18 protein-coding genes are annotated in these 20,538 nt (G+C 72.7%); 9 read left to right on the forward strand and 9 right to left on the reverse strand.

Annotated features, from left to right (window positions below):
* Positions 1–145: 145 nt before the first annotated feature.
* Positions 146–895 carry a MerR family transcriptional regulator gene (locus tag H0487_RS10150; RefSeq protein WP_183094119.1) on the reverse strand — a complete coding sequence of 250 codons (750 nt, stop codon included), beginning with the start codon at positions 893–895 and terminating at the stop codon, positions 146–148.
* Positions 896–1,003: 108 nt separating this feature from the next.
* Between H0487_RS10150 and ndk the strand changes: the two genes are divergently transcribed.
* The 7 genes from ndk to H0487_RS10185 all read left to right on the forward strand — a co-directional run bounded on the left by ndk (position 1,004) and on the right by H0487_RS10185 (position 8,347).
* Positions 1,004–1,411 carry a nucleoside-diphosphate kinase gene (gene ndk, locus H0487_RS10155; RefSeq protein WP_183094120.1) on the forward strand — a complete coding sequence of 136 codons (408 nt, stop codon included), beginning with the start codon at positions 1,004–1,006 and terminating at the stop codon, positions 1,409–1,411.
* Between the two features lie 206 nt (positions 1,412–1,617).
* Positions 1,618–2,649 carry a rod shape-determining protein gene (locus H0487_RS10160; protein ID WP_220793272.1) on the forward strand — a complete coding sequence of 344 codons (1,032 nt, stop codon included), beginning with the start codon at positions 1,618–1,620 and terminating at the stop codon, positions 2,647–2,649.
* On the forward strand, positions 2,649–3,602 hold the full coding sequence (mreC, locus tag H0487_RS10165) for a rod shape-determining protein MreC (protein WP_246383308.1): 954 nt from the start codon (positions 2,649–2,651) through the stop codon (positions 3,600–3,602). The genes H0487_RS10160 and mreC overlap by 1 nt, the downstream gene beginning before the upstream one ends.
* Entirely contained in the window at positions 3,599–4,162 is a 564-nt protein-coding gene (gene mreD, locus H0487_RS10170; RefSeq protein WP_183094121.1) for a rod shape-determining protein MreD, read from the forward strand. The genes mreC and mreD overlap by 4 nt, the downstream gene beginning before the upstream one ends.
* Positions 4,162–6,291: a penicillin-binding protein 2 gene (gene mrdA, locus H0487_RS10175; protein ID WP_183094122.1), complete on the forward strand. Its 2,130-nt coding sequence runs from the start codon at positions 4,162–4,164 to the stop codon at positions 6,289–6,291. The genes mreD and mrdA overlap by 1 nt, the downstream gene beginning before the upstream one ends.
* Positions 6,291–7,511 (forward strand): rod shape-determining protein RodA, encoded by a 1,221-nt coding sequence (gene rodA, locus H0487_RS10180; RefSeq protein ID WP_183094123.1) that lies wholly within the window; start codon positions 6,291–6,293, stop codon positions 7,509–7,511. Before mrdA ends, rodA begins: the two co-directional genes overlap by 1 nt.
* 47 nt (positions 7,512–7,558) lie before the next feature.
* Positions 7,559–8,347, forward strand: a complete 789-nt coding sequence (locus tag H0487_RS10185) for a hypothetical protein (RefSeq protein WP_183094124.1) — start codon at positions 7,559–7,561, stop codon at positions 8,345–8,347.
* 31 nt (positions 8,348–8,378) lie between these two features.
* Here H0487_RS10185 and H0487_RS10190 read toward each other — a convergent pair whose 3' ends face one another.
* From H0487_RS10190 to H0487_RS10210, 5 genes are all read right to left on the reverse strand, one after another.
* Positions 8,379–8,606, reverse strand: coding sequence for a hypothetical protein (locus tag H0487_RS10190; protein WP_183094125.1), 228 nt, complete (start codon positions 8,604–8,606; stop codon positions 8,379–8,381).
* Positions 8,607–8,666: 60 nt separating this feature from the next.
* On the reverse strand, positions 8,667–9,782 hold the full coding sequence (locus H0487_RS10195) for a PQQ-dependent sugar dehydrogenase (RefSeq protein WP_183094126.1): 1,116 nt from the start codon (positions 9,780–9,782) through the stop codon (positions 8,667–8,669).
* 32 nt (positions 9,783–9,814) lie between these two features.
* Positions 9,815–10,741: an alpha/beta fold hydrolase gene (locus H0487_RS10200; protein ID WP_183094127.1), complete on the reverse strand. Its 927-nt coding sequence runs from the start codon at positions 10,739–10,741 to the stop codon at positions 9,815–9,817.
* A 60-nt stretch (positions 10,742–10,801) separates the two neighbouring features.
* Complete coding sequence (locus H0487_RS10205; protein WP_183094128.1) at positions 10,802–11,026, reverse strand: hypothetical protein; 225 nt, start codon at positions 11,024–11,026, stop codon at positions 10,802–10,804.
* Positions 11,027–11,166: 140 nt separating this feature from the next.
* Positions 11,167–12,066, reverse strand: coding sequence for an EamA family transporter (locus H0487_RS10210; RefSeq protein WP_312855898.1), 900 nt, complete (start codon positions 12,064–12,066; stop codon positions 11,167–11,169).
* 38 nt (positions 12,067–12,104) lie between these two features.
* Here H0487_RS10210 and H0487_RS10215 point away from each other — a divergent pair, with 38 nt between their 5' ends.
* Entirely contained in the window at positions 12,105–13,196 is a 1,092-nt protein-coding gene (locus tag H0487_RS10215; protein ID WP_183094129.1) for a WD40/YVTN/BNR-like repeat-containing protein, read from the forward strand.
* 53 nt (positions 13,197–13,249) lie between these two features.
* Here H0487_RS10215 and H0487_RS10220 read toward each other — a convergent pair whose 3' ends face one another.
* Both H0487_RS10220 and H0487_RS10225 read right to left on the reverse strand, forming a co-directional pair.
* Entirely contained in the window at positions 13,250–15,184 is a 1,935-nt protein-coding gene (locus tag H0487_RS10220; protein WP_183094130.1) for a hypothetical protein, read from the reverse strand.
* 38 nt (positions 15,185–15,222) lie between these two features.
* Complete coding sequence (locus H0487_RS10225; RefSeq protein ID WP_183094131.1) at positions 15,223–17,151, reverse strand: hypothetical protein; 1,929 nt, start codon at positions 17,149–17,151, stop codon at positions 15,223–15,225.
* Positions 17,152–17,323: 172 nt separating this feature from the next.
* Between H0487_RS10225 and H0487_RS24265 the strand changes: the two genes are divergently transcribed.
* Positions 17,324–20,170 (forward strand): ATP-binding protein, encoded by a 2,847-nt coding sequence (locus tag H0487_RS24265; protein WP_183094132.1) that lies wholly within the window; start codon positions 17,324–17,326, stop codon positions 20,168–20,170.
* Here H0487_RS24265 and H0487_RS10235 read toward each other — a convergent pair.
* Positions 20,167–20,478, reverse strand: coding sequence for a hypothetical protein (locus H0487_RS10235; RefSeq protein ID WP_183094133.1), 312 nt, complete (start codon positions 20,476–20,478; stop codon positions 20,167–20,169). The genes H0487_RS24265 and H0487_RS10235 overlap by 4 nt on opposite strands.
* Positions 20,479–20,538 lie beyond the last annotated feature (60 nt).

A 20,538-nucleotide genomic window follows, 5' to 3' on the forward strand; every position in this document is an offset into this window, starting at 1 on the left:
GAGCTGGCGTGGCAGGCGCTCTGGGAGTGGCTGGAGTCCGAGCGGTTCGACCGGGACCAGGTCCACACCGTCCTGACGGCGTCGCTGGCGGGTCTCGCCCAGCTGTTGCCGCGGGTGATCCCGTGAGACGGACCGCGGCGGGTCCTCATCCACCTCGGCGGGCGGTGCCCGACCCGTCCGCGCCGAGTGCCCGGACGATCGCCTCGTTGGAGGCGCGCTGGAACGAGGCGACGAGCGCCTCGAGGGTCAGCTGACGCAGCTTGGTGAGGCTGTGCTCGAAGCGGTCGCGCTCGGCATCGCTGCGCGGTTCGGCGCGGAACGGCGCCAGCACCTGGTGGCGGACGACCTCGGTGAGGTCGTCGACGAGGGCCGAGATGTGCCGGACGATCGCCGCGTCCGCGTCGCGCACGGCGCGGATGGGGAGGTCGAGGTCGAGGAGCTGTGCGGTGATCGAGAAGGTCATCAGCAGGTCGAAGCCCTCGTCGGTCACCTCGATCGCCCGCATCTCGGCGAGCCACCGGACGTCCTCCTCCGACAGCCGGCGTCCGACGCGTCGTTCGAGCTCGGCGCGGGTGACGCTCTCGGGCCGGTGGCTCGCCCACGGCGAGAGCATCACGCGCTGGATGACGAGGTCCTCGGCCGAGGCCTCCTCCGGCATCCGCTCGAGGTAGTCCTGGATCTCGGCCAGGGAGAAGCCGTGCTCCTGGAGCGCGCGGATGAGCTGGAGGCCGGCCAGGTGGCGCTCGTCGTAGTACGCGTGCCGGCCGTGCCGCATCGGGGGAGGGAGCAGGCCGAGGCTCGCGTAGTAGCGGGCCGTGCGGACCGACGTCGAGGCGGCGCTGGCGAGGTCGTCGATCGTCAGCATGTCGTCGGTGCTCACGCCCTCCGTGCTCATGGTGAACCTTCCTTGCCGTCTGACACCCCGACTGTCACAGTAGCGCTGTCAACGTTGGTTGCGGTACTGCGTGCCCCGCCCCCGGCCGGGCCTCGATAGAGTCCCCGCGTGACCCAACGCACTCTGGTCCTGCTCAAGCCCGACGCCGTCCGCCGCGGCCTGGTGGGCGAGGTGCTGTCGCGGTTCGAGGCCAAGGGCCTCACCATCGTCGCGATGGAGCACCGGCTCATCGACGCCGCCCAGGCCGACGCGCACTACCACGAGCACGTCGAGCGTGACTTCTACCCGCCGCTGCGCGACTTCGTAACCAGCGGCCCGCTCGTGGCCGTCGTGCTCGAGGGTGACGAGGCGATCGAGGTGGTCCGCGGCATCAACGGCGCCACCGACGGCCGCAAGGCCGCGCCGGGGACGATCCGCGGTGACCTGTCGCTCTCCAACCGGGAGAACCTGGTCCACGGCTCGGACTCCCCGGAGTCGGCCGAGCGCGAGATCTCGCTCTGGTTCCCCGCTCTCTGAGAGTTCCCACGAGTCACATCCGTCTCACCCGCCTCGGCGTGCCTCCGAGGTGAGGGGCCGAACCTTTCCTACTCTCGCAAGCGGAGGGTCCCGGATCGTGCGCTCGGGAACCGCCCCGGCAACGACCCGCGAGGGGAGTCGTCGGCTTCCCCGTTGCGCACGAAGGGTCCAGGGCAGGACCCGAGGGACGTCTGCGAGGGCATGCGTTGAGGGCGAAAAGCATCATCGGCCGGGACCTGGCCGTTGACCTCGGTACCGCCAACACGCTCGTCTACGTCCGTCGACGGGGCGTGCTCCTCGACGAGCCCAGCGTCGTCGCCATCAACGACTCCACCGGCGACGTGATCGCGGTCGGTCACGAGGCCAAGGCGATGATGGGCCGCACCCCCGACAACATCACCGCGCTCCGCCCACTGCGCGACGGCGTCATCGCCGACTTCGAGGCGACCGAGCAGATGCTCCGGCACTTCATCGCCCGGGTCCACCGCCGCCGCTACTTCGCCAAGCCGCGGATGGTCATCTGCGTGCCGAGCGCCATCACCCCCGTCGAGCAGCGTGCGGTGAAGGAGGCCGGCTACCAGGCGGGCGCCCGCCGCGTGTACGTCGTCGAGGAGCCCATGGCCGCCGCGATCGGCGCCGGGCTCCCCGTCCACGAGCCGACCGGCAACATGGTCGTCGACGTCGGCGGCGGGACCACCGAGGTCGCCGTCATCTCCCTGGGCGGCATCGTGACCAGCCTCAGCATCCGCACCGCCGGCGACGAGCTCGACAACGCGATCGTCGCCTGGATGAAGAAGGAGCACGGCCTCATGCTCGGCGAGCGCACCGCCGAGGAGGTCAAGATCAGCCTCGGCTCCGCGTTCCCCGCCCAGGGCGAGCGTGAGGGCGAGGTCCGCGGCCGCGACCTGGTCACCGGGCTACCGCGCACCGTCACCGTGACCGCGGCGGACATCCGCAAGGCGCTCGACGAGCCGCTGCACGCGATCGTCGACGCCGTCCGCGTCACCCTCGACCAGACCCCGCCCGAGCTCGCCGGGGACATCATGGACCGCGGCATCGTCCTCACCGGCGGCGGCGCCCTGCTCCGCGGCCTCGACGACCGGATCCGTCACGAGACCGGCATGCCCGTCCACGTCGCCGAGGACCCGCTCGTCTCCGTGGCGCTCGGTGCCGGACGCTGCGTCGAGGAGTTCGAGGCGCTCCAGCAGGTGCTCATCACCAACCCGAGGCGCTTCTGATGAGTCTCGACACCCGGCCGCCGCGGCAGCGACCAGTGCGTCAGGTCTCGACGCCGCGCGAGCGGCTCGAGGCGAGCGGGATGCCGTCCCGCTCCCTGCTCGTCGCCCTCGTGCTGGCCTGCGTCGCGCTCATGGTCGTCGACCTGTCCGGCGGGAAGGACTCGCCGATCGCTCCCGTGCGCCGCGTCGTCGGCGAGGTGATCGGTCCTGCTCAGGCCGCCGTGAGCGAGGTGATGGGCCCGATCGTCGGCCTGCCCGGCGCGCTCCGGACCAACGACGCGCTCCGCGACGACCTCGCGGTGGCGAAGGACCGCAACGCCGACCTCGAGGCCGAGCTCGAGCGCGCGGGTTACAACGACAACCGGTACGACGAGTTCGCCGGGATGTGCCAGATGATCGGCGACCTCGGCTACGCCGTCTCCCCGGCGCACGTCATCGGCTACGGCTCGGCCCAGTCGTTCTCCGACACCGTCACCATCGACGCCGGCTCCGACGCCGGGCTGCGCCCCGACATGACCGTCCTCAACAACGACGGCCTCGTCGGCCGCGTCCTCGCGGTCACCAGCGAGACCGCCACCGTGCTCCTCATCATCGACCCCGCGTCGACGGTCGGCGGCCGGGTCGGCGACAACATGGAGAACGGGATGGTCGACGGCCAGGGCGGCTTCGAGGCCGACCGGCCGCTCGAGCTGCGCCTCCTCGACAACACCGTCGTCCCGCAGAAGGGTCAGGCGGTCGTGACCTGGGGGAGCGAGGGCGGCGCGCCCTACGTCTCCGGGGTCCCGATCGGTGAGGTGTCGAAGACCTTCGAGGAGCTCCGCCTCGGCACCTTCCGGGCCGTGCTCGAGCCCTACGTCGACTTCACGTCCCTCGGCCTGGTCGGCGTCGTCGTACCGGCGGGCGACGACCAGCGGGTCATCGCGGCCGACTGCGTCCCGGGAGGCACCCGATGAGGGGCACCCCGCGTCTGGTCGCCGCGCTCTGCACCGTCGTCGTGGCGCTGCTGCTCCAGGTCACCGTCTTCCCGCACCTCGCCTGGAACGGCGTCGTCCCCGACCTGGTCCTGCTCGCCGTCGTCGGCGCGGCCCTCGTCACCGATGCGCGGTTCGCGACCCTGCTCGGCTTCGGCGCCGGCCTGCTGCTCGACGTCGCGCCCCCGGCCGACCACGCGGCCGGCCGCTGGGCGCTCGCGCTGCTCGTCGTCGGCTACGTCGTCGGGCGGGTCGCCCACGACCACCAGCCCGGCGGACAGCGGCCGTCGTACCCGGTGATGCTGGCGGCCGGTGCGGCCGGCGCGTTCGTCGGCACCTCTCTCTTCGCCCTGTCCGGCCTGGTCCTCCGCGACCCCGCGGTCGGTGTCGGCGAGCTGCTCGAGGTGGTCCTCGCGGCCGTCGCCTACGACGTCCTCGCCGCCGTGGTCGTCGTCCCGGCGACCGTCTGGCTGTTCACCCGCGAGCCGGGCCCCCGACCGGCTCAGGTGACCCCGCGCCTCCCTCGGCGGACGCCTGTCTGATGCCCGCGCCGACCAGCAGCTCCTCGCACCGCAGCCGGCTCCGGCTGATCGTGATCCAGGCGCTCGCGTTCTCGCTGCTCGCGACCCTCGCCGGCCGGCTCTACTACCTCCAGGTCGTGACGGGGGAGGACTACCAGGGCAAGGCGGCCTCGCAGTCGGTCCGGGACGTCGTCGTCCAGCCCGAGCGAGGCCTCATCGTCGACGCCGAGGGCCGCCCGCTCGTCACCAACCGGCTCACCTGGGTCGCCTCGGTGGACCGGACGCTCGTCGGCAGGATGGAGCCGCGGGTGCGGCGCGCCCTGCTCAAGCGCGTGGGCCGGGTGCTCGACCTCGAGCCGAGGCAGATCTCCCGCAAGCTGGTCCTCTGCGGCACCGACGGTGCGCGCGAGGGCACCTGCTGGAACGGCTCGCCCTACCAGCCGGTACCGGTCGCCCAGGACCTCGACGACGCCGTCGCGTTGCGGATCAACGAGCAGCCGGAGGACTTCCCGGGCGTGGTCGTCGTCCAGCAGAGCGTCCGCGACTACCCGCGCCCCTTCGGCATCAACGCGGCCCACCTCCTCGGCTACCTGAGCCCGATCACCAAGGAGGAGCTCGAGTCCGCCGAGCAGGGCGAGGACACCTCGGTCAACGGTGCGTCGGTCGTCGGTCGCGCCGGCGTCGAGAAGGAGTACGACGCCTGGCTGCGCGGCCAGCCCGGCTACCAGCGGGTCAAGGTCAACGCCAACGGTGAGGTGATCGGCGACGACGGTGAGGTCCAGGCCCAGCCCGGGGACACCCTCGTCACCTCGATCGACGCCAAGGTGCAGGGGGTCGTCGAGCGCCAGCTGCACGAGATGATGATGATCGCGCGCTCCACCGTCGACACGGTCACGGGCCGCCCCTACGTCGCCGACTCGGGCGCCGCCGTGGTGATGGAGGCGGACACCGGTCGGATCATCGCGATGGCCAGCCAGCCGACGTACGACCCCGAGGTCTGGGCCGACGGGATCACCCAGAAGCAGCTGAAGCGGCTGTACTCCGAGGCGGCCGGCACTCCGCTGCTGGGCCGCGCGATGCAGGGCCAGTTCGCGCCCGGGTCGACGTGGAAGCCGTTCATGACGGCCGGTGCGCTGACCCACGGCTACAGCCCGGACACGCGCCTGGACTGCTCCTCGGGCTTCCAGGTCGGGGGCCGGGTGTTCAAGAACTACGAGTCCGGCGCCTACGGGTCCATCTCCTTCGCCGACGCGCTCAAGGTCTCCTGCAACACCTTCTTCTACCGGATCGGCTTCGACTACTGGGCGCGCTTCGGCTCCGACGTCGCCGACGTCGACGCCCGGGACCCGCTGGTCGAGGAGGCCAAGAACTTCGGCTTCGGCAGCCCGACCGGGATCGACATCCCGGGCGAGGCGTCGGGCCGGATCGCCGACCGCAGGTGGAAGCGCGCCTACTACAAGTCGATGAAGGACTACTACTGCGGCATCTCCGAGAAGCCCCAGGACGCGAAGACCAGCGACTTCGTCTACAAGTTCGCCTACGAGTTCTGCGTGGAGGGCTACGCCTATCGTGCGGGCGACGCGGTGAACTTCGCGATCGGCCAGGGCGACACCATCGTGACGCCGCTGCAGCTCGCCCGTGCCTACGCCGCGATCGTCAACGGCGGTGACCTCTGGGAGCCGCGGGTCGGCAAGGCGATCGTGTCGCCCGACGGCGAGACGGTCCGCGAGATCAAGCCGTCGAAGGCGGGCAACGTCGACCTGCCGGCGTCGGTGCTGACCTACATCGACGAGGCGCTCAAGAACGTCAGCCGCGAGGGCACGATGGCCTGGCGGTTCCCCGGCTTCCCGCTCGACGAGGTGCAGGTCCGCTCCAAGACCGGCTCCGCCGAGGTCTACGGCAAGCAGTCGACCTCCTGGGTCGCCTCCTACACCGAGGACTACGTGGTCGTGATGATGATCAGCCAGGGCGGTACCGGCTCGGGCACGTCCGGTCCGGGCATCCGCAAGATCTGGGAGGCGCTGTACGGCGTCGTCGGTGAGGAGGTCGTGCCCGGCAAGGCCGCCATCGACGGCACCCTGCCGCCCGAGCGGCTCCCCGTGTTCGGCCGCGACGGCTCGATCCTGCCGCCCGTCCGCGAGGAGGACTGATGACGGGCTCCACGCTAAGCCGGACCGCCACCCGGTCGCGCCGTACCGGTGGCGACCGGTGGCTGCAGTGGCGCGACCTCGACCTGCTGCTCCTCGGTGCGGTCGTCCTGCTCGGCACGATCGGCTGCATCCTGGTCTGGTCGGCGACGATCCACCGCGACGACCTCACCGGCGGCGACCCCAAGGCGTTCCTCGCCAAGCAGGTGGTCAACCTCGGCATCGGGCTGGGGCTGCTCGTCGTCGTCGCGGCGACCGATCACCGGTGGGTCCGGATCCTCGCGCCCGTCGCCTACGGTCTCGCGGTCCTCGGGCTGGTCCTGGTGCTCGTCATGGGCACCACCATCAACGGGTCGCGCTCGTGGCTGATGCTCGGCGGGCTCTCGCTCCAGCCGTCGGAGCTCGCCAAGCTCGCCGTGGTCGTCGGGATGGCTCTGGTCGTCGCCGAGCGCAGCGAGGGCCGCTGGCGCGACCGGGTCGGGACCGTCGACGTCGTCCTCATGCTGACCGTCGCCGCCGTGCCGGCCGTGCTCATCCTCGCCCAGCCCGACCTCGGCACCATGCTCGTCCTCAGCGCCACCGTCTTCGGCGTGATCGCGGCGTCCGGCGCGCAGCGGCGCTGGCTCGTCGTGCTCGTCGGGTCCGGCGTCGGGGTCGCCGTCTTCGCGGTCGCGTCGGGCTTCCTCGAGGCCTACCAGGTCGACCGGTTCCTCGCCTTCACCGATCCCGGTCGCGACCCGAAGGGCGCCGGCTACAACGTCGAGCAGGCGCGGATCGCCGTCGGCAACGGCGGGCTCTTCGGGCAGGGCCTGTTCGAGGGGTCGCAGACCAGCTCCGGCTTCGTGCCCGAGCAGCACACCGACTTCGTGTTCACCGTCGCCGGGGAGGAGCTCGGCCTCGTCGGCGCGGGCTTCATCATCGTGCTGCTCGGCGTCGTGATCTGGCGGGCGCTGCGGATCGCCGCGCGCACCGACGACGTGTTCGGCCGGATCGCGGCCGCCGGCATCGCCTGCTGGTTCGGGTTCCAGGCCTTCCAGAACATCGGCATGTGCGTCGGGATCATGCCCGTCACCGGCGTCCCGCTGCCGTTCGTGTCGTACGGCGGTTCGTCGATGTTCGCCGGCATGCTCGCCATCGGGCTGCTCCAGAACATCCACCTCCGCACCCTCTCCGCGCCGGCGTCGCGGATGCAGCCGGCGAAGCGGGTGCTCGTCCGCGGCTGAGTACGTGTGCTCATCCGCTCCGCCCCCGGTGCGCCGAGCATGAGGGGATGGACACGACCCAAGGAGCACTGGCCGGCGGCTTGTTCGTCGGGACGCTGACCCTCATCGGCGCGACCTTCGTCGGCTGCTCGCCCTCCGACCGGGCGCTGGAGCGGGCCGTCGAGGGCAAGCCCGGCGTCGTCCGGGTCTCCGCCCAGGAGGCGCAGGGCGACGACTTCATCCCGTTCGCCGACCCGCCGTCGTACGTCGACGTGACGATGGAGAGCGATGCTCGCGCCTCGGAGGTCGCCGACGTGCTCGCGGAGTACGAGGACGAGATCGCCGACGACGACGTGGCGACCGTCGAGGTACGGCTGCGGGGACCGAAGCAGGCGACGCTGGTTGTCGGCTACGACGTCGTCGGCACCGAGGAGATGGCCGAGGACCTCGTGGCGGCGCAGGACTCGGCGGACGTCCTCGCCTACCGCCAGACCGCGACGTCAGGGATCCGCGAGGTCGAGGTCGAGCTGGTGCCGCTCGAGCTCGCCGAGGTGGTGGCCCACGCCGACGGCTACGAGGCCGAGGGGGCCGGCACGGTCACCCTCACGTCGGGCTCCTGGGTGCTCGTCCGCGCGACCTCCGAGCGAAGCCGGACGCTCGCCGCCGAGCGGCAGCGCTTCGTGCTGGCGGCCGACCAGCGCTACGGACTCGACGGCGCCACCATCACGGGCCGGGCGCGGCTCGTGCTGTGGGTGAGGCCCGGTGACGCCGACGCGGTGCGGTCCTTCGCCGACACCTGGGGTCCCGACCTGGGGCGGATCGTCGTCCACGAGATCGACGGACCGCGGCTGCCCTGAGGACCGGCCGGCGTGATGTCCGCCGCTCGCGTCAGTCGCGGGGCGGCGGGGCGGGCTCGACGTCGTCGTCAGGATCCTCCTCGGACGCCTCCTCGTCGCCGTCGAGGCCGCTGTCTTCGGGGATGAGGTCGTCGACCTCCGCGTCCGGCGGCAGTCCCTCGGCCAGCGGGTTGTCCTCGCCCGGCACCAGGTCCGGCGGGAGCTGGTCGTCGGAGATCCCCGCGCCGCTGCTCGTGCTCTCGTCCTTGTTCTCGCTCATGCGCGAGCGGTACCCGGTGCCGCTCCCGACACCCCTCGGGCTGGAGCAGCCCGCGCCTTCCTAGGGCTCGATGACGAGGATCCGGTCGTCCTCGGCGGCGGGGTTGCCGCGACCGTCGTGGTTGCTGGTGGTGAGCCAGAGGCGGCCGTCGGGCGCGACCTCGACGGTGCGGACGCGGCCGTAGTCGCCCTCGAAGTACGCCGTGGGGTCGCCGACGGTCGCGCCGTCGACGGGGATCCGCCACAGTCGCTGCCCGCCGAGGCCGGCCATCCAGAGGGTGTCGTCGGCGTACGCGAGCCCCGAGGGGGACGCCTCGGAGGTCGACCAGGTGAGCTCGGGGTCGTGGAACTCCGGCTCGCCCCCGCCGCCCTCGACCTCGGGCCAGCCGTAGTCGTCGCCGGCCTCGATCAGGTTGAGCTCGTCGAAGGCGTTGGAGCCGAACTCGCTGGCCCAGAGCCGGCCGTCGTCGTCGAAGGCGAGGCCCTGGACGTTGCGGTGACCCCAGGACCAGACCTCGTCGCCGAACGGGTTGTCGGGCGCCGGCTCGCCCTCGGTGGTGATCCGCAGGATCTTGCCGGCGTAGCCGGTCCGCTCCCGGGCCAGGGCGTCGTCGCCGGTCTCGCCGGTGGCGACGTAGAGGTAGCCGTCGGGGCCGAACGCCAGCCGACCGCCGTCGTGGACGGCGCCGTTGGGGATGCCGTCCAGGATCGTCTCGGTCGGGCCGAGGACGTCGCCGTCGAGCTCGGCGCGCACGACCTGGTTCTCGTCCTCGGTGCAGACGTAGAAGTAGAGGGTCGCGTCGGAGGCGAAGTCCGGGGACACCGCGACGCCGAGCAGCCCCGCCTCGCCCTGGGCAACGGTCTCGGGGACCCGGCCGACCTCGACCACGTCGCCCTCACCACCGCCCGCGGGCGGGGTGACCACCAGGACGCGCGCGGTGTCGCGCTCGGTCACGACGGCCCGTCCGTCGGGCAGGAAGTCGAGACCCCAGGGCACCGACAGGCCGCTGGCGACCGTGTCGACGACCTCCGGTCCGTCTGCGGGGGAGGTCGGCCGGTCCACCGCGGTCGGCGAGACCGGCTCACCGTCCGGGGCGTCGTCGCCGCAGGAGGTCAGCAGCGCTGTCGCGGCGACCAGGGCCGAGCCGATATGCAGGGCCGTACGACGGGCGCTCATGGCCCGACGATACCCAGGCCGGGCACGCCGGATCAGGACGCGGTGACGCCGACCTTGTCGAGGAACTCCAGGAGCAGGTCGTGGACGACCTCGGGCTGCTCCATCTGGATGAAGTGCGACCCGCGCAGCTCGAAGTATTCGGCGTCCGCGAGGCGCTCGGCGGCGGTCCACATGTCGCGGGCGCCGGCCAGGACGTCGTACTTCGCGGCGACGAAGCGCACGGGTGCCTGGATGCTGCTCAGCGAGACCCGGGCGTGCCGGGAGGTCCCGAGGGCGAGGTGGGCGTACCACTCGACCGGGGTGCTGATGAACTCCTTGATGCCGCGCGCGGCCATCTCGGGGTCGGGGACCGGGAACATGAAGCCGCTGTGCGTGATGAGCGCGACCGCCTTGGGCCCGATCGGGATCCGGGTGGTGATCGGGCTGACGGCCCAGCCGGTCAGCTTCGCCGCCCGGCACGCGTTGATGGTGAGCAGGCGGGCGACCTGGTGGGGGAGCCGGAGCGGCGCCAGCATGGTGCGGAAGGTGTCGCCGGGGACCCCGGCCACGGCGAACAGGCCGGCGACCCGCTCGGGGTTGCGCAGCGCCAGCTCGAACATGGTGTTGACGCCCATCGACCAGCCCATGTGGACCGCCCGGTCGATGCCGAAGTGGTCCATGACCGACAGGGCGTCCTCGACGAAGTGCTCGATCTCGACGTGGGACCGGTCGCGCGGGCGCTCCGACCCGCCGACGCCGCGGTGGTTCCACGACACGACGCGGACGCCGCAGGCGGGGTCGAGCAGGGCCGGCCACTGGTAGGGGTTCGTGCCCAGGCCGTTGCAGAGCACGACGGTCGGGCCGTCGATGGTCCCGTCAGGGTCGTTGGTCCACGCGCGGACGTGCGTCCCGTCGTCGGACAGGATGTCGTGGAAGGACACCAGGTCGGTCGCGGCGGCGTCGGGCGTCGTGATGGGCATGCGGCGATTCTGCCCGAGGGCGCGCCTCACCGGGGTGTGCCCTGCCGCACACCGGGACGATCAGGCGTGCGCGGCGACGCCCGGGTCGGCGGCGGGACGGGACGGGCCGGAGCGGGCAGCGGCCCGTTCGGCGAGGTACGACGCCACGTCCTCGCGCTCCGCACGACGGTGCGCGCATGCGGTGAGGGCGACCATGGCGTTGCGGCGGGCGGCCTGCTGGGACGCCACGGGCCACTCGGAGATGGCCTGGCCGAGACGGAGAAGAGGACGGAGGGTGGAGATCATGGGGGGCTCCGATGGGGGAAGATCGGGGGTGGGACCACCGTAGTCCGGTTCGTTGCTCGCGCACATCACCGCCACGTGACGCTTCGGTGAAATGATCCTGGGTGCGAGGCCCGGCCTCGCGTCGGTGAAGTCCGCGCGTCTCAGCCCGCGGCGGGCGGCGGGGTCGCGTCGACGGGCGCGTGCGCCCGGGTCGCGCCGATGCTGGCCAGCACCACGCAGGTGATCGCGAGCCACTGGACGAGCGCCAGCTCCTCGCCGACGACGAGCAGTCCCGCGAACGCGGCGGCCGCGGGCTCGAGACTCATCAGCACGCCGAACATCGCCGGGGTGAGGCGCCGGAGCGCCACCAGCTCGCAGCTGTAGGGGATGACCGAGCAGAGCAGCCCGATGGCGGCACCGAGGGCGAGGATCCGGGTGTCGCCGAGCGGACCGCGATCGGTGGCGGCGAGCGCCGGCGTGAGCACGACGACGGCGATGAGGCTGGCGACGGCGAGGCCGTCGAGCCCCTCCCAGCGGCGTCCGGTGTGGGCGCTCAGCAGGATGTAGGCGGCCCAGCAGGCTCCGGCCAGCAGGGCGAAGAGGACACCGACCAGGTCGAGGTCGGCACGCTCGGCGCCGAGGAGGGCGACGCCGAGGCCGGCCAGGCCGACCCACGCCAGGTCGCGGGGGCGGCGCGAGCCGGCCACGGCGACCGCGAGCGGCCCGATGAACTCGATGGTGACGGCGATGCCGATCGGGATCCGGCTGAACGACTGGTAGAACGCCCAGTTCATGAGGCCGAGGGAGAGTCCGAACCCGAGCACGATCAGCCAGTCGACGCGGTCCCGCCCCCGCCAGCGTGGCCGGGCGAGGACGACGAGCACCAGGGCGCTCGACGCGAGCCGCAGCCACACCAGGCCGGTCGGGGACACCTCGTCGAACAGGTTCTTGGCGGCGCCCGCCCCGAACTGGACCGAGGCGATCCCGATGAGCACCAGCCCGATCGCCGCACCCCGCGTCGGGATTCGGTTGTCGGTGACCGATGACAACGTGGGCGTCACTCGGTCAATGTAGGGAACAGCTCGAAAAAGGAGGACGCATGGGCACCATCCTGATGGCCGGCACCCGCAAGGGACTCTGGGTCGGCCGGTCCGACGACAGCCGCGAGGACTGGTCGTGGACCGGACCCCACCACGACATGGAGGAGGTCTACTCCTGCCTCGTCGACACCCGCGGGGACCGGCCACGGCTCTTCGCCGGTGCGTCGTCGAGCTGGCTCGGGCCCCAGCTGCGCTGGTCCGACGACCTCGGTGAGACGTGGCAGGAGACGCCCGGCGGGGCGATCACGTTCCCGGAGGGGAGCGGGGCGACGGTCGAGCGGATCTGGCAGGTCGTCCCCGGCGCCACCGCAGGGGTGCTCCACGCCGGCACCGAGCCGGGTGCGGTGTGGACCTCGGTCGACGGCGGCGCGACCTTCGCCCTCGAGGAGGGCCTCTGGAACCACCCGCAGCGGGCGGAGTGGGGCGAGGGCTTCGGCGGCCAGGCGTTCCACACGGTGCTGCCGCACCCGACCGACCCCGACTCGATCACGGCGGCGATCTCGACGGGCGGCGTCTACCAGACCACCGACGGCGGCTCGACGTGGACCGCGCGCAACCAGGGCATCCGCGCGGACTTCCTGCCCGAGGACCAGCGCTACCCCGAGTTCGGCCAGTGCGTCCACAAGGTGACCCGCCACCCGAGCCGCCCCGAGCGGCTCTACCTGCAGAACCACGGCGGTGTCTACCGCTCCGACGACGAGGGCGGTTCCTGGACCTCGATCGGCGAGGGCCTGCCGAGCGACTTCGGGTTCCCGATCGTCGTCCACCCGCACCGGCCCGACACGGTCTACGTCTTCCCGCTCGCCGGCGGGGAGGAGGGTCGCTACCCGCCGGCCGGCGCCGCCCGGGTCTGGCGCTCCGACAACGCGGGCGACTCGTGGACGGCGTACGGCGCGGGCCTGCCCGACGCGTTCTACGTCGGTGTGATGCGCGACGCGATGTGCGCCGACGGCCACGACCCGGCCGGGATCTACTTCGGGGCCCGCAACGGGTCGGTCTGGGCGTCGCGCGACGACGGGGAGACCTGGCGCAACGTGGTGAGCGACCTGCCCGACGTGATGTCGCTCAAGGCCGGCGTCGTCCCTGACTGAAAGGCGGCTGACCGGCGTCGCCCCACCACGACGCCGGTCAGGAACCGGGGGTCCTACTTGGCGATCACCACGCCGTCGATGCGGACCGGCTTGCCCTCGGAGATCACGGTGATCCGCAGCGTCCCCGTGCGGACCTCGTCGAAGGTCGCGACGTCGATGAGCTGCTTCGAGCCGGTGCCCTCCAGCGAGTAGTTGCCCAGGACCTCGTCGCCGAGCTTGACCTGGACCTTCCCGCCGTCGACCACCTTGGTCACCAGGAGCGCCAGGTGACGGGCGCGCACGCCGGTCCGGACCAGCGCACGGCCCTTGGTCTTGGTGGTCGTCAGGGTGCCCTGGTACGGCGCCGGGCCGTCGACGAGCGTCCAACCGGTGGCCGTGAACGCCCGGTCGTCGAGCGGCGTGGTGAAGCAGACCTCCTTGCTGATCTCGCCGTTGTTGCCGACGCCGTCGGTGCCGCGCACCGCCAGGCAGTACGACGCGCCTGCGGGGAGGTCGACCTGGGTCGCGCCCGCCGGACGGTCGTCGGCCAGGGTCGTGCGAGGGCCGTAGCCGGCGGCGTTCCACGGTGCCACCCGGGCCAGCACGTCGACCGAGGAGAGGCCGGAGAGCCAGTCGCCCCCGGCGGTCTCGAAGGAGATGCCGGGCGAGCGCAGGACCTCGGTGGTGAGCACGGACCCCGACCAGCCGGTGGCGGTGACGGTCGGACCCACGGTGTCGAGGTAGCGGGCACGCAGGGTCGAGTCGGGCCCGAGCAGCGCGCCGAGGGCGACCACGTTGCCCCGGAGGTCCGTGGCGACCGAACCGCGGGCGGCGTAGCCGTCGGCCGACACCCAGGGCGTGAAGTCGACGCCCGAGCGGGGTCGGTGCAGGACGACCTGCCGGCTGCTGGCCGTGTAACCGACCGCCTGGGCGCCGCTCTCGGCGATCCCGGCGTCGAGGTTGCCGACAGTGCCTCCGACTGCCGGCGACGAGGTGGTCGTCCACGCGCCCCCGAAGAGGCTGCTCGCATGGATGATCGCCGCGCTGCCGGTGACGTCGGCCCATGCGGCGAGCAGGCGACCGGTGCCGTCGATGTCGATCACCGGTGAGGTGCCGCTCACCCCACTGGCCAGCACCTTGGCGGTGCCCTTCTTCCCGCCCGCCGGTGCGACCAGCTGGACGGTCGCGTTGGCGGACCCGAGCGAGACGTAGGCGACGGCCGCCTCGCCGTCGTCGTTGATCGTCGCCGCCGCCGTCTCCTGCGTGGCGCTGCCGAGCGGGACGGCGGCCTTCCAGGTGCCGCCCGGGGAGTGCCGGGTGTAGGCGTACTGGTCGGCGCCACCGTCGGTGAAGGCGAGGACGACCTCGCCCGCGCCGCTCACGTCCAGCGCGGGTTCGCCGCCGTCGGCGACGACCAGGAGCGGCTCTTCGGGAAGGGCCGGGTAGGCCCACTCGACGACGCGCAGGCCGAAGGTGGCGTCGTCGGCGTCGGTGTACTCCGCAGCGGCGTAGACGGTCCGGTCGTCGGCGATGCCGACGTCGATGCCGGGGACGACGTTGGTCGCGCCGGGCGTGAGGTTGCGGGCGGGCGACCAGACGCCGTCGACGGGCTGGACGGCGGCGTAGAGCTCCTCGACCCCGTCGTGGTTCTCGGTCCAGGCCGCGACCAGGTCACCGTTGCCGTTGACCTCGATGGTCGGGTCGTAGGCGGAGTGTCCGAACGTGGAGATCGCGACCGGCAGGTCCCACTCGCCGTTGTTGGCGTTGGGCTTGAACCGGGCCGCCATCACCCTCCGCCCGGCCGGCCCGGTGTCGAACCAGACCGCCGCCGCGAAGCCGTCGCCGTAGCCGACGACCTCGAAGTTGCGACCCGGGTTCACAGCGGTGTCGGCGGTGGTGGTGATGACGTCGGCGTGGGTCCAGTCGGCCGCGACGACGGGGGTGGCGAGGGCCACCGTGCTGGCGGCGACGGCTGCCGCCGCCAGCGTGGTGAGGAGCTGCTTGCTCATCGGTGTTGCCTTCCGATTCCGAGGTGGTGGCCGTCAGGTCACTTGGCGATGACGACGCCGTCGATGCTGACGAGCTTGCCGTCGGCGCTGGTGACCTGGATCTTGAGCTGGCCGGACTTGACGGTGCCGAAGGTGGCCATCGGGATGACCTTCTTCTTGCCGGTGCCGTCGAGGCTGTAGGTGCCGAGGACGTCGCCGTCGAAGGTGACCTTCACGGTGCCGCCGTTGGCGACCTTGCGGACGACGAGCGCCAGCCGCTTGGCCTTGACCGCGTTGCGGGTCAGCACCCGGCCCTGCTGGTTGGTGGTGAGCAGCGTGTTGCGGAAGTTGCCGGTCTGGACGGTCTTGTTCCAGCCCTCGCCGACGAGGGCGCGGTCATCGAGCGGGACGGTCGTGCACTGCTTCTCCGTGGTGGTGGAGTTGCCGGCCGTGTCGGTCGGGCGGACCTGGATGCAGTACGTCGTACCGAGGATCCACGGGACCTCGGCCTCGGTGCCCGAGACGTTGTCGACGATCACGTAGGGGTCGCTGTGCCCAGCCTCGTTCCACGCGGCGGTGGTGGCGTAGACGTCGCTGTTCGGGATCGCCGAGAGCGAGTCGTCCATCGTCCAGGAGATCGGGAAGATCGTCATCGGCAGTGGGGGGTTGACCAGCATGTTGGCCGGCAGGGTCTCCAGCTCCACGGTCGGACCGGAGGCGTCGAGGAACCGGGCGAACACCGAGCCGCCGGGCTTGTACACCACCGAGACCGCGTTGCCCTCGGGGTCGACGTCGACGGACTGGTCGATGGCGTGGCCGTTGGTCGTCGTGAAGGGGACGAACTGCTGGGCGCCGGCACCGGTCCGGTACTGGGTAGTGACGTAGCCGGCGCTGGCGTACTGGATGACCTTGAGGCCGTCGTCGGCGATCTTCGCCACCGGGTTGACGACGTCGAGCGACGAGCCCGGCAGGGCCTGGGCGGTCCCGGGGTCGGCCTGGTTCGCGGCCGTGGAGTAGCGCACCTTGGCCAGCTGGTCCTTCTTGGCGATCCAGGTGAACAGGGCGGAACCGCTGTCGTTGATGTCGACGCTGACGTCGTAGACGTACTCGTCGAGCGGCGACGCGGTGTCGGCGTGCTCCACGGTGCCGTTCGGGAGGATCCGGCTGGTTTCGGCGACGTAGAAGCCGTTCTTCACCACGGCGAAGATGACCTGACCCTGACCGTTGTCGCTGAGCGCGACGTCCGGGGCGGCGGCGACGTCACCGGAGTTCTGGGTGGAGTTGCCGAGGTTCCAGGTGCCGCCGGCGGCCCGCCGGGCGACGTTCACGACGTCGGTGTTCAGTCCGTTGTAGGTCCACGCCAGCAGTGCCTCGCCCTTGGTGTTCACGTCGAGGGAGGGACCCCATGCGTGGTCGGTGGAGATCACCTTCGCGGTCCCGGGAGCGCCGGCCTCGGGCCACTCGGTGACGATCAGCTGGTCGTTGATGTCGTCGTTGACGTCGTCGATGGTGGCCGCGACGACGATCCGGCCGTTGCCGGCGATCCCCAGCTCGGCGTCGGTGACGTCGGCGCCGTTGCCCGGGGTCAGGAACTGCGCGGTGCTCCAGCTGCTCGGGCCGGTCTGGCGGGCGACCCGGTAGCGGAGGTCGCCCGCGAGGTCCTCCACCCAGCCCAGGGCCACCTTGCCGCCCGGGCCGGCGGCGAGCTTGAGGCCGGTGGCGTCGACGTCGCCGCGGACCTGCGCGTAGCCGTTCCAGACACCGTCGGTCGCGGTCGTGGCATAGACCGCGCCGTCGATGATCGCGGCGGCGACGGCGTCGCCGTCGCCGGTCGCGGCGATCTCGACGTTGCTCGCGGCGCCGGCGGGGAACGGGAGGGTGTTCTGGGTCTTCCAGGCGATCCCGTGGGTGGGGGCGGCCGGGAGGCCGATCGAGAGGGCGCCCGCGCTGAGGATGGCGGCGGTCGCTCCGATGATCTGCTTGCGCATTGCTCTGCCTTTCGTGGCGGGCCTGCCCTGGTTGGCTGCCCTGGGGAGATGACAGAACAGTGCTCCGTGGCGGGGGTGGGCCACATCCGCGTGCACCACGCAACCAACACCGCGGACTACGTATCCATCACCGAGCCAACGCGGGGGACGGGCGGGGGCCTACGATCCCTCCGTGCGCTGTCCGGTCCTCGTCTCCCGGGCTGACGAGATGGCGCGGCTCCGGGACGCCCTCGCCCTGCCCGCCACCGGGCACGGCGGGGTGTGGGTCGTGCGGGGCGAGCCGGGGGTGGGCAAGTCCCGGATCGCGGCGACCGTCCTCGCCGAGGCCGAGGAGGCGGGCATGGCGGTCCTCGCCGGCCGTGCGGTCCGCTCCGCCGCGCCGATGCCGATGCGCCCGCTCGGGGAGGCGCTGCTCGGGTGGCTGCGGACCGGCACGGTCCCCGACGACCCGCGGCTGGCGCCGTACCTCCCGGCGCTGGGGCGGCTCGCGCCGCAGCTCGGCACGGCCCCGGGCGACGGCGGCTCCTCGGTGATGCTGGTCGGGGAGGGCCTGCTGCGCCTCGCGACAGCGATCGGCGGTCCCGGCGTCCTGCTCGTCGTCGAGGACCTGCACTGGGCCGACCCCGAGACGCTCGGGGTGCTCGAGTACGTCGCCGACAACGCGCGCGACGTCCCGCTGGTGCTCGTCACCACGACCCGCCCGTACGACGCCCCGGCGGTCAGTGAGCTGGTCAGTGCCCTGCACGCGCGCCAGGCGGCCGACGTGGTCGCGCTGGAGCCGCTCGGCGAGCCCGAGGTCTCCGCGATGCTCGCCGCCTGCCTCGACGGACCCGTCCCCGACGGTCTGGCTGACTGGGTGCTGCGGTTCTCGGCGGGCTTCCCGCTGCTCGTCGAGGAGGTGCTCGCCGACCTGCGGGCCTCCGGGGCGCTGGTCGAGGACGACGACGGCTGGCGGGTCGCCGCCGAGCTGTCGGCCACGGTGCCCCCGTCGTTCGCCCGCTCGGTGGAGACCCGGCTCGGCGCCCTGACACCCGCGGCCCGCGAGGTCATGGAGGCGGCCGCGCTGCTCGGGACCGACTTCGACTGGCAGGTCGTCGGGGCCGCGCTGGGGCTCGAGGACCGCACCACCTCGGCAGCCATCCGTGAGCTGCGGACCGAGCGGCTCGTGGTCGCCGACGGCGACGGGTTCGCGATCCGGCACGCGCTCACCCGGGAGGCGGTCCTGGCGACCGTGCTCCCGCCCGACCGGCGGCGACTGGCTCGCGCGCTCGCCGAGGCCCTCGAGGAGCGGGTCGGAGACCGCGACACGGGTGCCGAGCAGGCGCTCGCCGAGCTGTTCGAGGCTGCGGGCGACGCGCCGCGAGCAGCCCGGCACTGGCTGGGCGCCGCGCACGAGGCCATCGCCCGCGGAGCCCTCACCAGCGCCCGGGACGCCCTCGAACGTGCGGCCGCGCAGCCCGGGGCGGGGCTCGACCTCGACATCCGCGAGGCCACGGTCGAGATGCACGCGCTCGCCGGCGACATCCCGGCCGCGGTGACGGTCGGGGAGGCGCTGGTCGCCGAGCTCGCGGAGCGGCCGGGGCAGGCAGGCCACGACGAGCGCTTGGGCCGCCTGCGGCTACGGCTGGCCCGGGCGCTCCTGGCCGGCGGCCGGTGGGACGAGGCGGAGGCGACGCTCGCGCAGGCGTCCGGTGACACTGCGCTCGTCCACGTGCTCGCGGCGCGCCTCGCCCTGGGCCGCCAGGACGCCGACCTGGCGGTCGAGCGAGCGCGGACCGCGCTCGAGACGGTCGGGGCCGACCGTCCGGAGGTCGCCTGCGAGGCGTGGGAGGTGCTCGGCAGCGCGGCGCGGGGGCGCGACGTGATCGAGGCCGAGGGGGCGTTCGAGGAGGGGTTCCGGCTCGCGGACCGCGCGGGCCTCGCGCTGTGGCGGTGCCGGCACCTCGCCGCGCTCGGCGCGCTCGACATCGTCCAGCGACGGCCCACCGACGAGCGGCTGCTGGCCGCGCGCAAGGCCGCGCTCGCCGCCGGCGCGATCGCCACCGCCGCGCGGATCGAGCTGGACCTCAACATGCTGCGCACCCGGTACTTCGAGCTGGAACGCGCGATGGAGGCCATCGACAACGCCATCACCATGATGACCCGGCTGCGGCTCCCCGACCTGGCGGTGGCGCACCTCGTGCGGGCGCTGACCAACGGTCTGATGGGCAAGGACGAGGAGATGGCGGCCGACCTCGCCGTGTGTGAGGAGATGCCGCACGAGAAGGGCATGATCGCGGTCGTCGTGCCGGGCCACGTGCTCGGGCCGGTCGCCCTGACGCGTGGGCTCTACGAGGAGGCGCGCCAGCACTGGGAGGCCGCCGTCGTGGCCGCCCGCGACCACCCGTCCTTCCCGTTCTCCACCCGCGGCCTGTGGGCACTGCTGGAGACCGTTCTCGGCGTCTCGCCCGACGGGGGCGCTGCGGCACGGGAGGAGGTCCGCACCGGTCCGCAGGCCACCTCGCCGTACAACCGGTTCGTCCTGCGGTACGCCGACGCGGTCGCCCTGGGACGTGCGGGTGAGCGGGAGCAGGCGGAGCGGCTCTTCGCCGACGCAGAGTGGGCGTTCCCCGGTCGCGAGCCCTGGATGGAGGTCCACGCCCGGGTCCTCGTGGCCCGGGCCGCCGCCGCGGACGGCTGGGGCCAGCCCGAGCAGTGGTTCCGGGCGGCTCTCGACGGGCTCGTCGACTACGGCCAGACGGAGGCCGCCTCGGCGTGCCGGGTCGCCATGCGCGACGCGGGCATCGCCGTACCGCGCCGCGCCGCGGGCAGCGACCGGGTCCCCGCCCACCTCCAGCGGCTCGGCGTCACCGCCCGGGAGTACGACGTGATGGAGCTGGTCGCGGAGGGGCTGCCCAACAAGACGATCGCCGACCGGCTGTTCCTGTCGGTCCGCACCGTGGAGACCCACGTGGCCCGGCTGCTCCAGCGCACCGGCGCCAGCGACCGGGGTGCGCTGGGCGCGCACCTGGCCCCCTAACGCTCCAGGCGCAGCCCCGGCCGCGGGGCGAGGTCGAGGTCGGCGACGGTGTCCACCCGGCCGACGTTCCAGGAGCGGGCGGGGTTGGCCGGGAGGGCGAGGGTGGCCTCCGCGACGGCGGCGGCCTCGCGTTCGCTGTCGAACTCGACGGTGACCGTGCAGTGGTGGCGGTCCTCGGCGAGGAACCAGCGGCTGGAGACGAAGCCCGGTTGCTGGCGCATCCAGGGCGCCATCTCCGCGCGCAGGAGCCCGACGACCTCGTCGGCGCGCGCCGGGTCGAGGTCGAGGCAGATGAGCAGTGTGGTCACGGTGGCGGCCCCCCGGCTGTCGGTGTGATGGTGGTGCACTCCAAGACTGGGTCCGCGGGC

Source organism: Nocardioides stalactiti (genome assembly GCF_014180715.1).
Classification (GTDB): Bacteria; Actinomycetota; Actinomycetes; order Propionibacteriales; family Nocardioidaceae; genus Nocardioides; species Nocardioides stalactiti.

What these genes read in the sequence shown, in the direction of transcription:
- H0487_RS10150 (WP_183094119.1), bottom strand. Translation starts at nt 895, where the DNA reads ATGAGCACGGAGGGCGTGAGCACCGACGACATGCTGACGATCGACGAC.
- mreD (WP_183094121.1), top strand. Translation starts at nt 3,599, where the DNA reads ATGAGGGGCACCCCGCGTCTGGTCGCCGCGCTCTGCACCGTCGTCGTG.
- H0487_RS10225 (WP_183094131.1), bottom strand. Translation starts at nt 17,151, where the DNA reads ATGCGCAAGCAGATCATCGGAGCGACCGCCGCCATCCTCAGCGCGGGC.
- H0487_RS10185 (WP_183094124.1), top strand. Translation starts at nt 7,559, where the DNA reads ATGGACACGACCCAAGGAGCACTGGCCGGCGGCTTGTTCGTCGGGACG.
- H0487_RS10190 (WP_183094125.1), bottom strand. Translation starts at nt 8,606, where the DNA reads ATGAGCGAGAACAAGGACGAGAGCACGAGCAGCGGCGCGGGGATCTCC.
- mreC (WP_246383308.1), top strand. Translation starts at nt 2,649, where the DNA reads ATGAGTCTCGACACCCGGCCGCCGCGGCAGCGACCAGTGCGTCAGGTC.
- H0487_RS10220 (WP_183094130.1), bottom strand. Translation starts at nt 15,184, where the DNA reads ATGAGCAAGCAGCTCCTCACCACGCTGGCGGCGGCAGCCGTCGCCGCC.
- H0487_RS10200 (WP_183094127.1), bottom strand. Translation starts at nt 10,741, where the DNA reads ATGCCCATCACGACGCCCGACGCCGCCGCGACCGACCTGGTGTCCTTC.
- H0487_RS10215 (WP_183094129.1), top strand. Translation starts at nt 12,105, where the DNA reads ATGGGCACCATCCTGATGGCCGGCACCCGCAAGGGACTCTGGGTCGGC.
- mrdA (WP_183094122.1), top strand. Translation starts at nt 4,162, where the DNA reads ATGCCCGCGCCGACCAGCAGCTCCTCGCACCGCAGCCGGCTCCGGCTG.
- H0487_RS10205 (WP_183094128.1), bottom strand. Translation starts at nt 11,026, where the DNA reads ATGATCTCCACCCTCCGTCCTCTTCTCCGTCTCGGCCAGGCCATCTCC.
- rodA (WP_183094123.1), top strand. Translation starts at nt 6,291, where the DNA reads ATGACGGGCTCCACGCTAAGCCGGACCGCCACCCGGTCGCGCCGTACC.
- H0487_RS10195 (WP_183094126.1), bottom strand. Translation starts at nt 9,782, where the DNA reads ATGAGCGCCCGTCGTACGGCCCTGCATATCGGCTCGGCCCTGGTCGCC.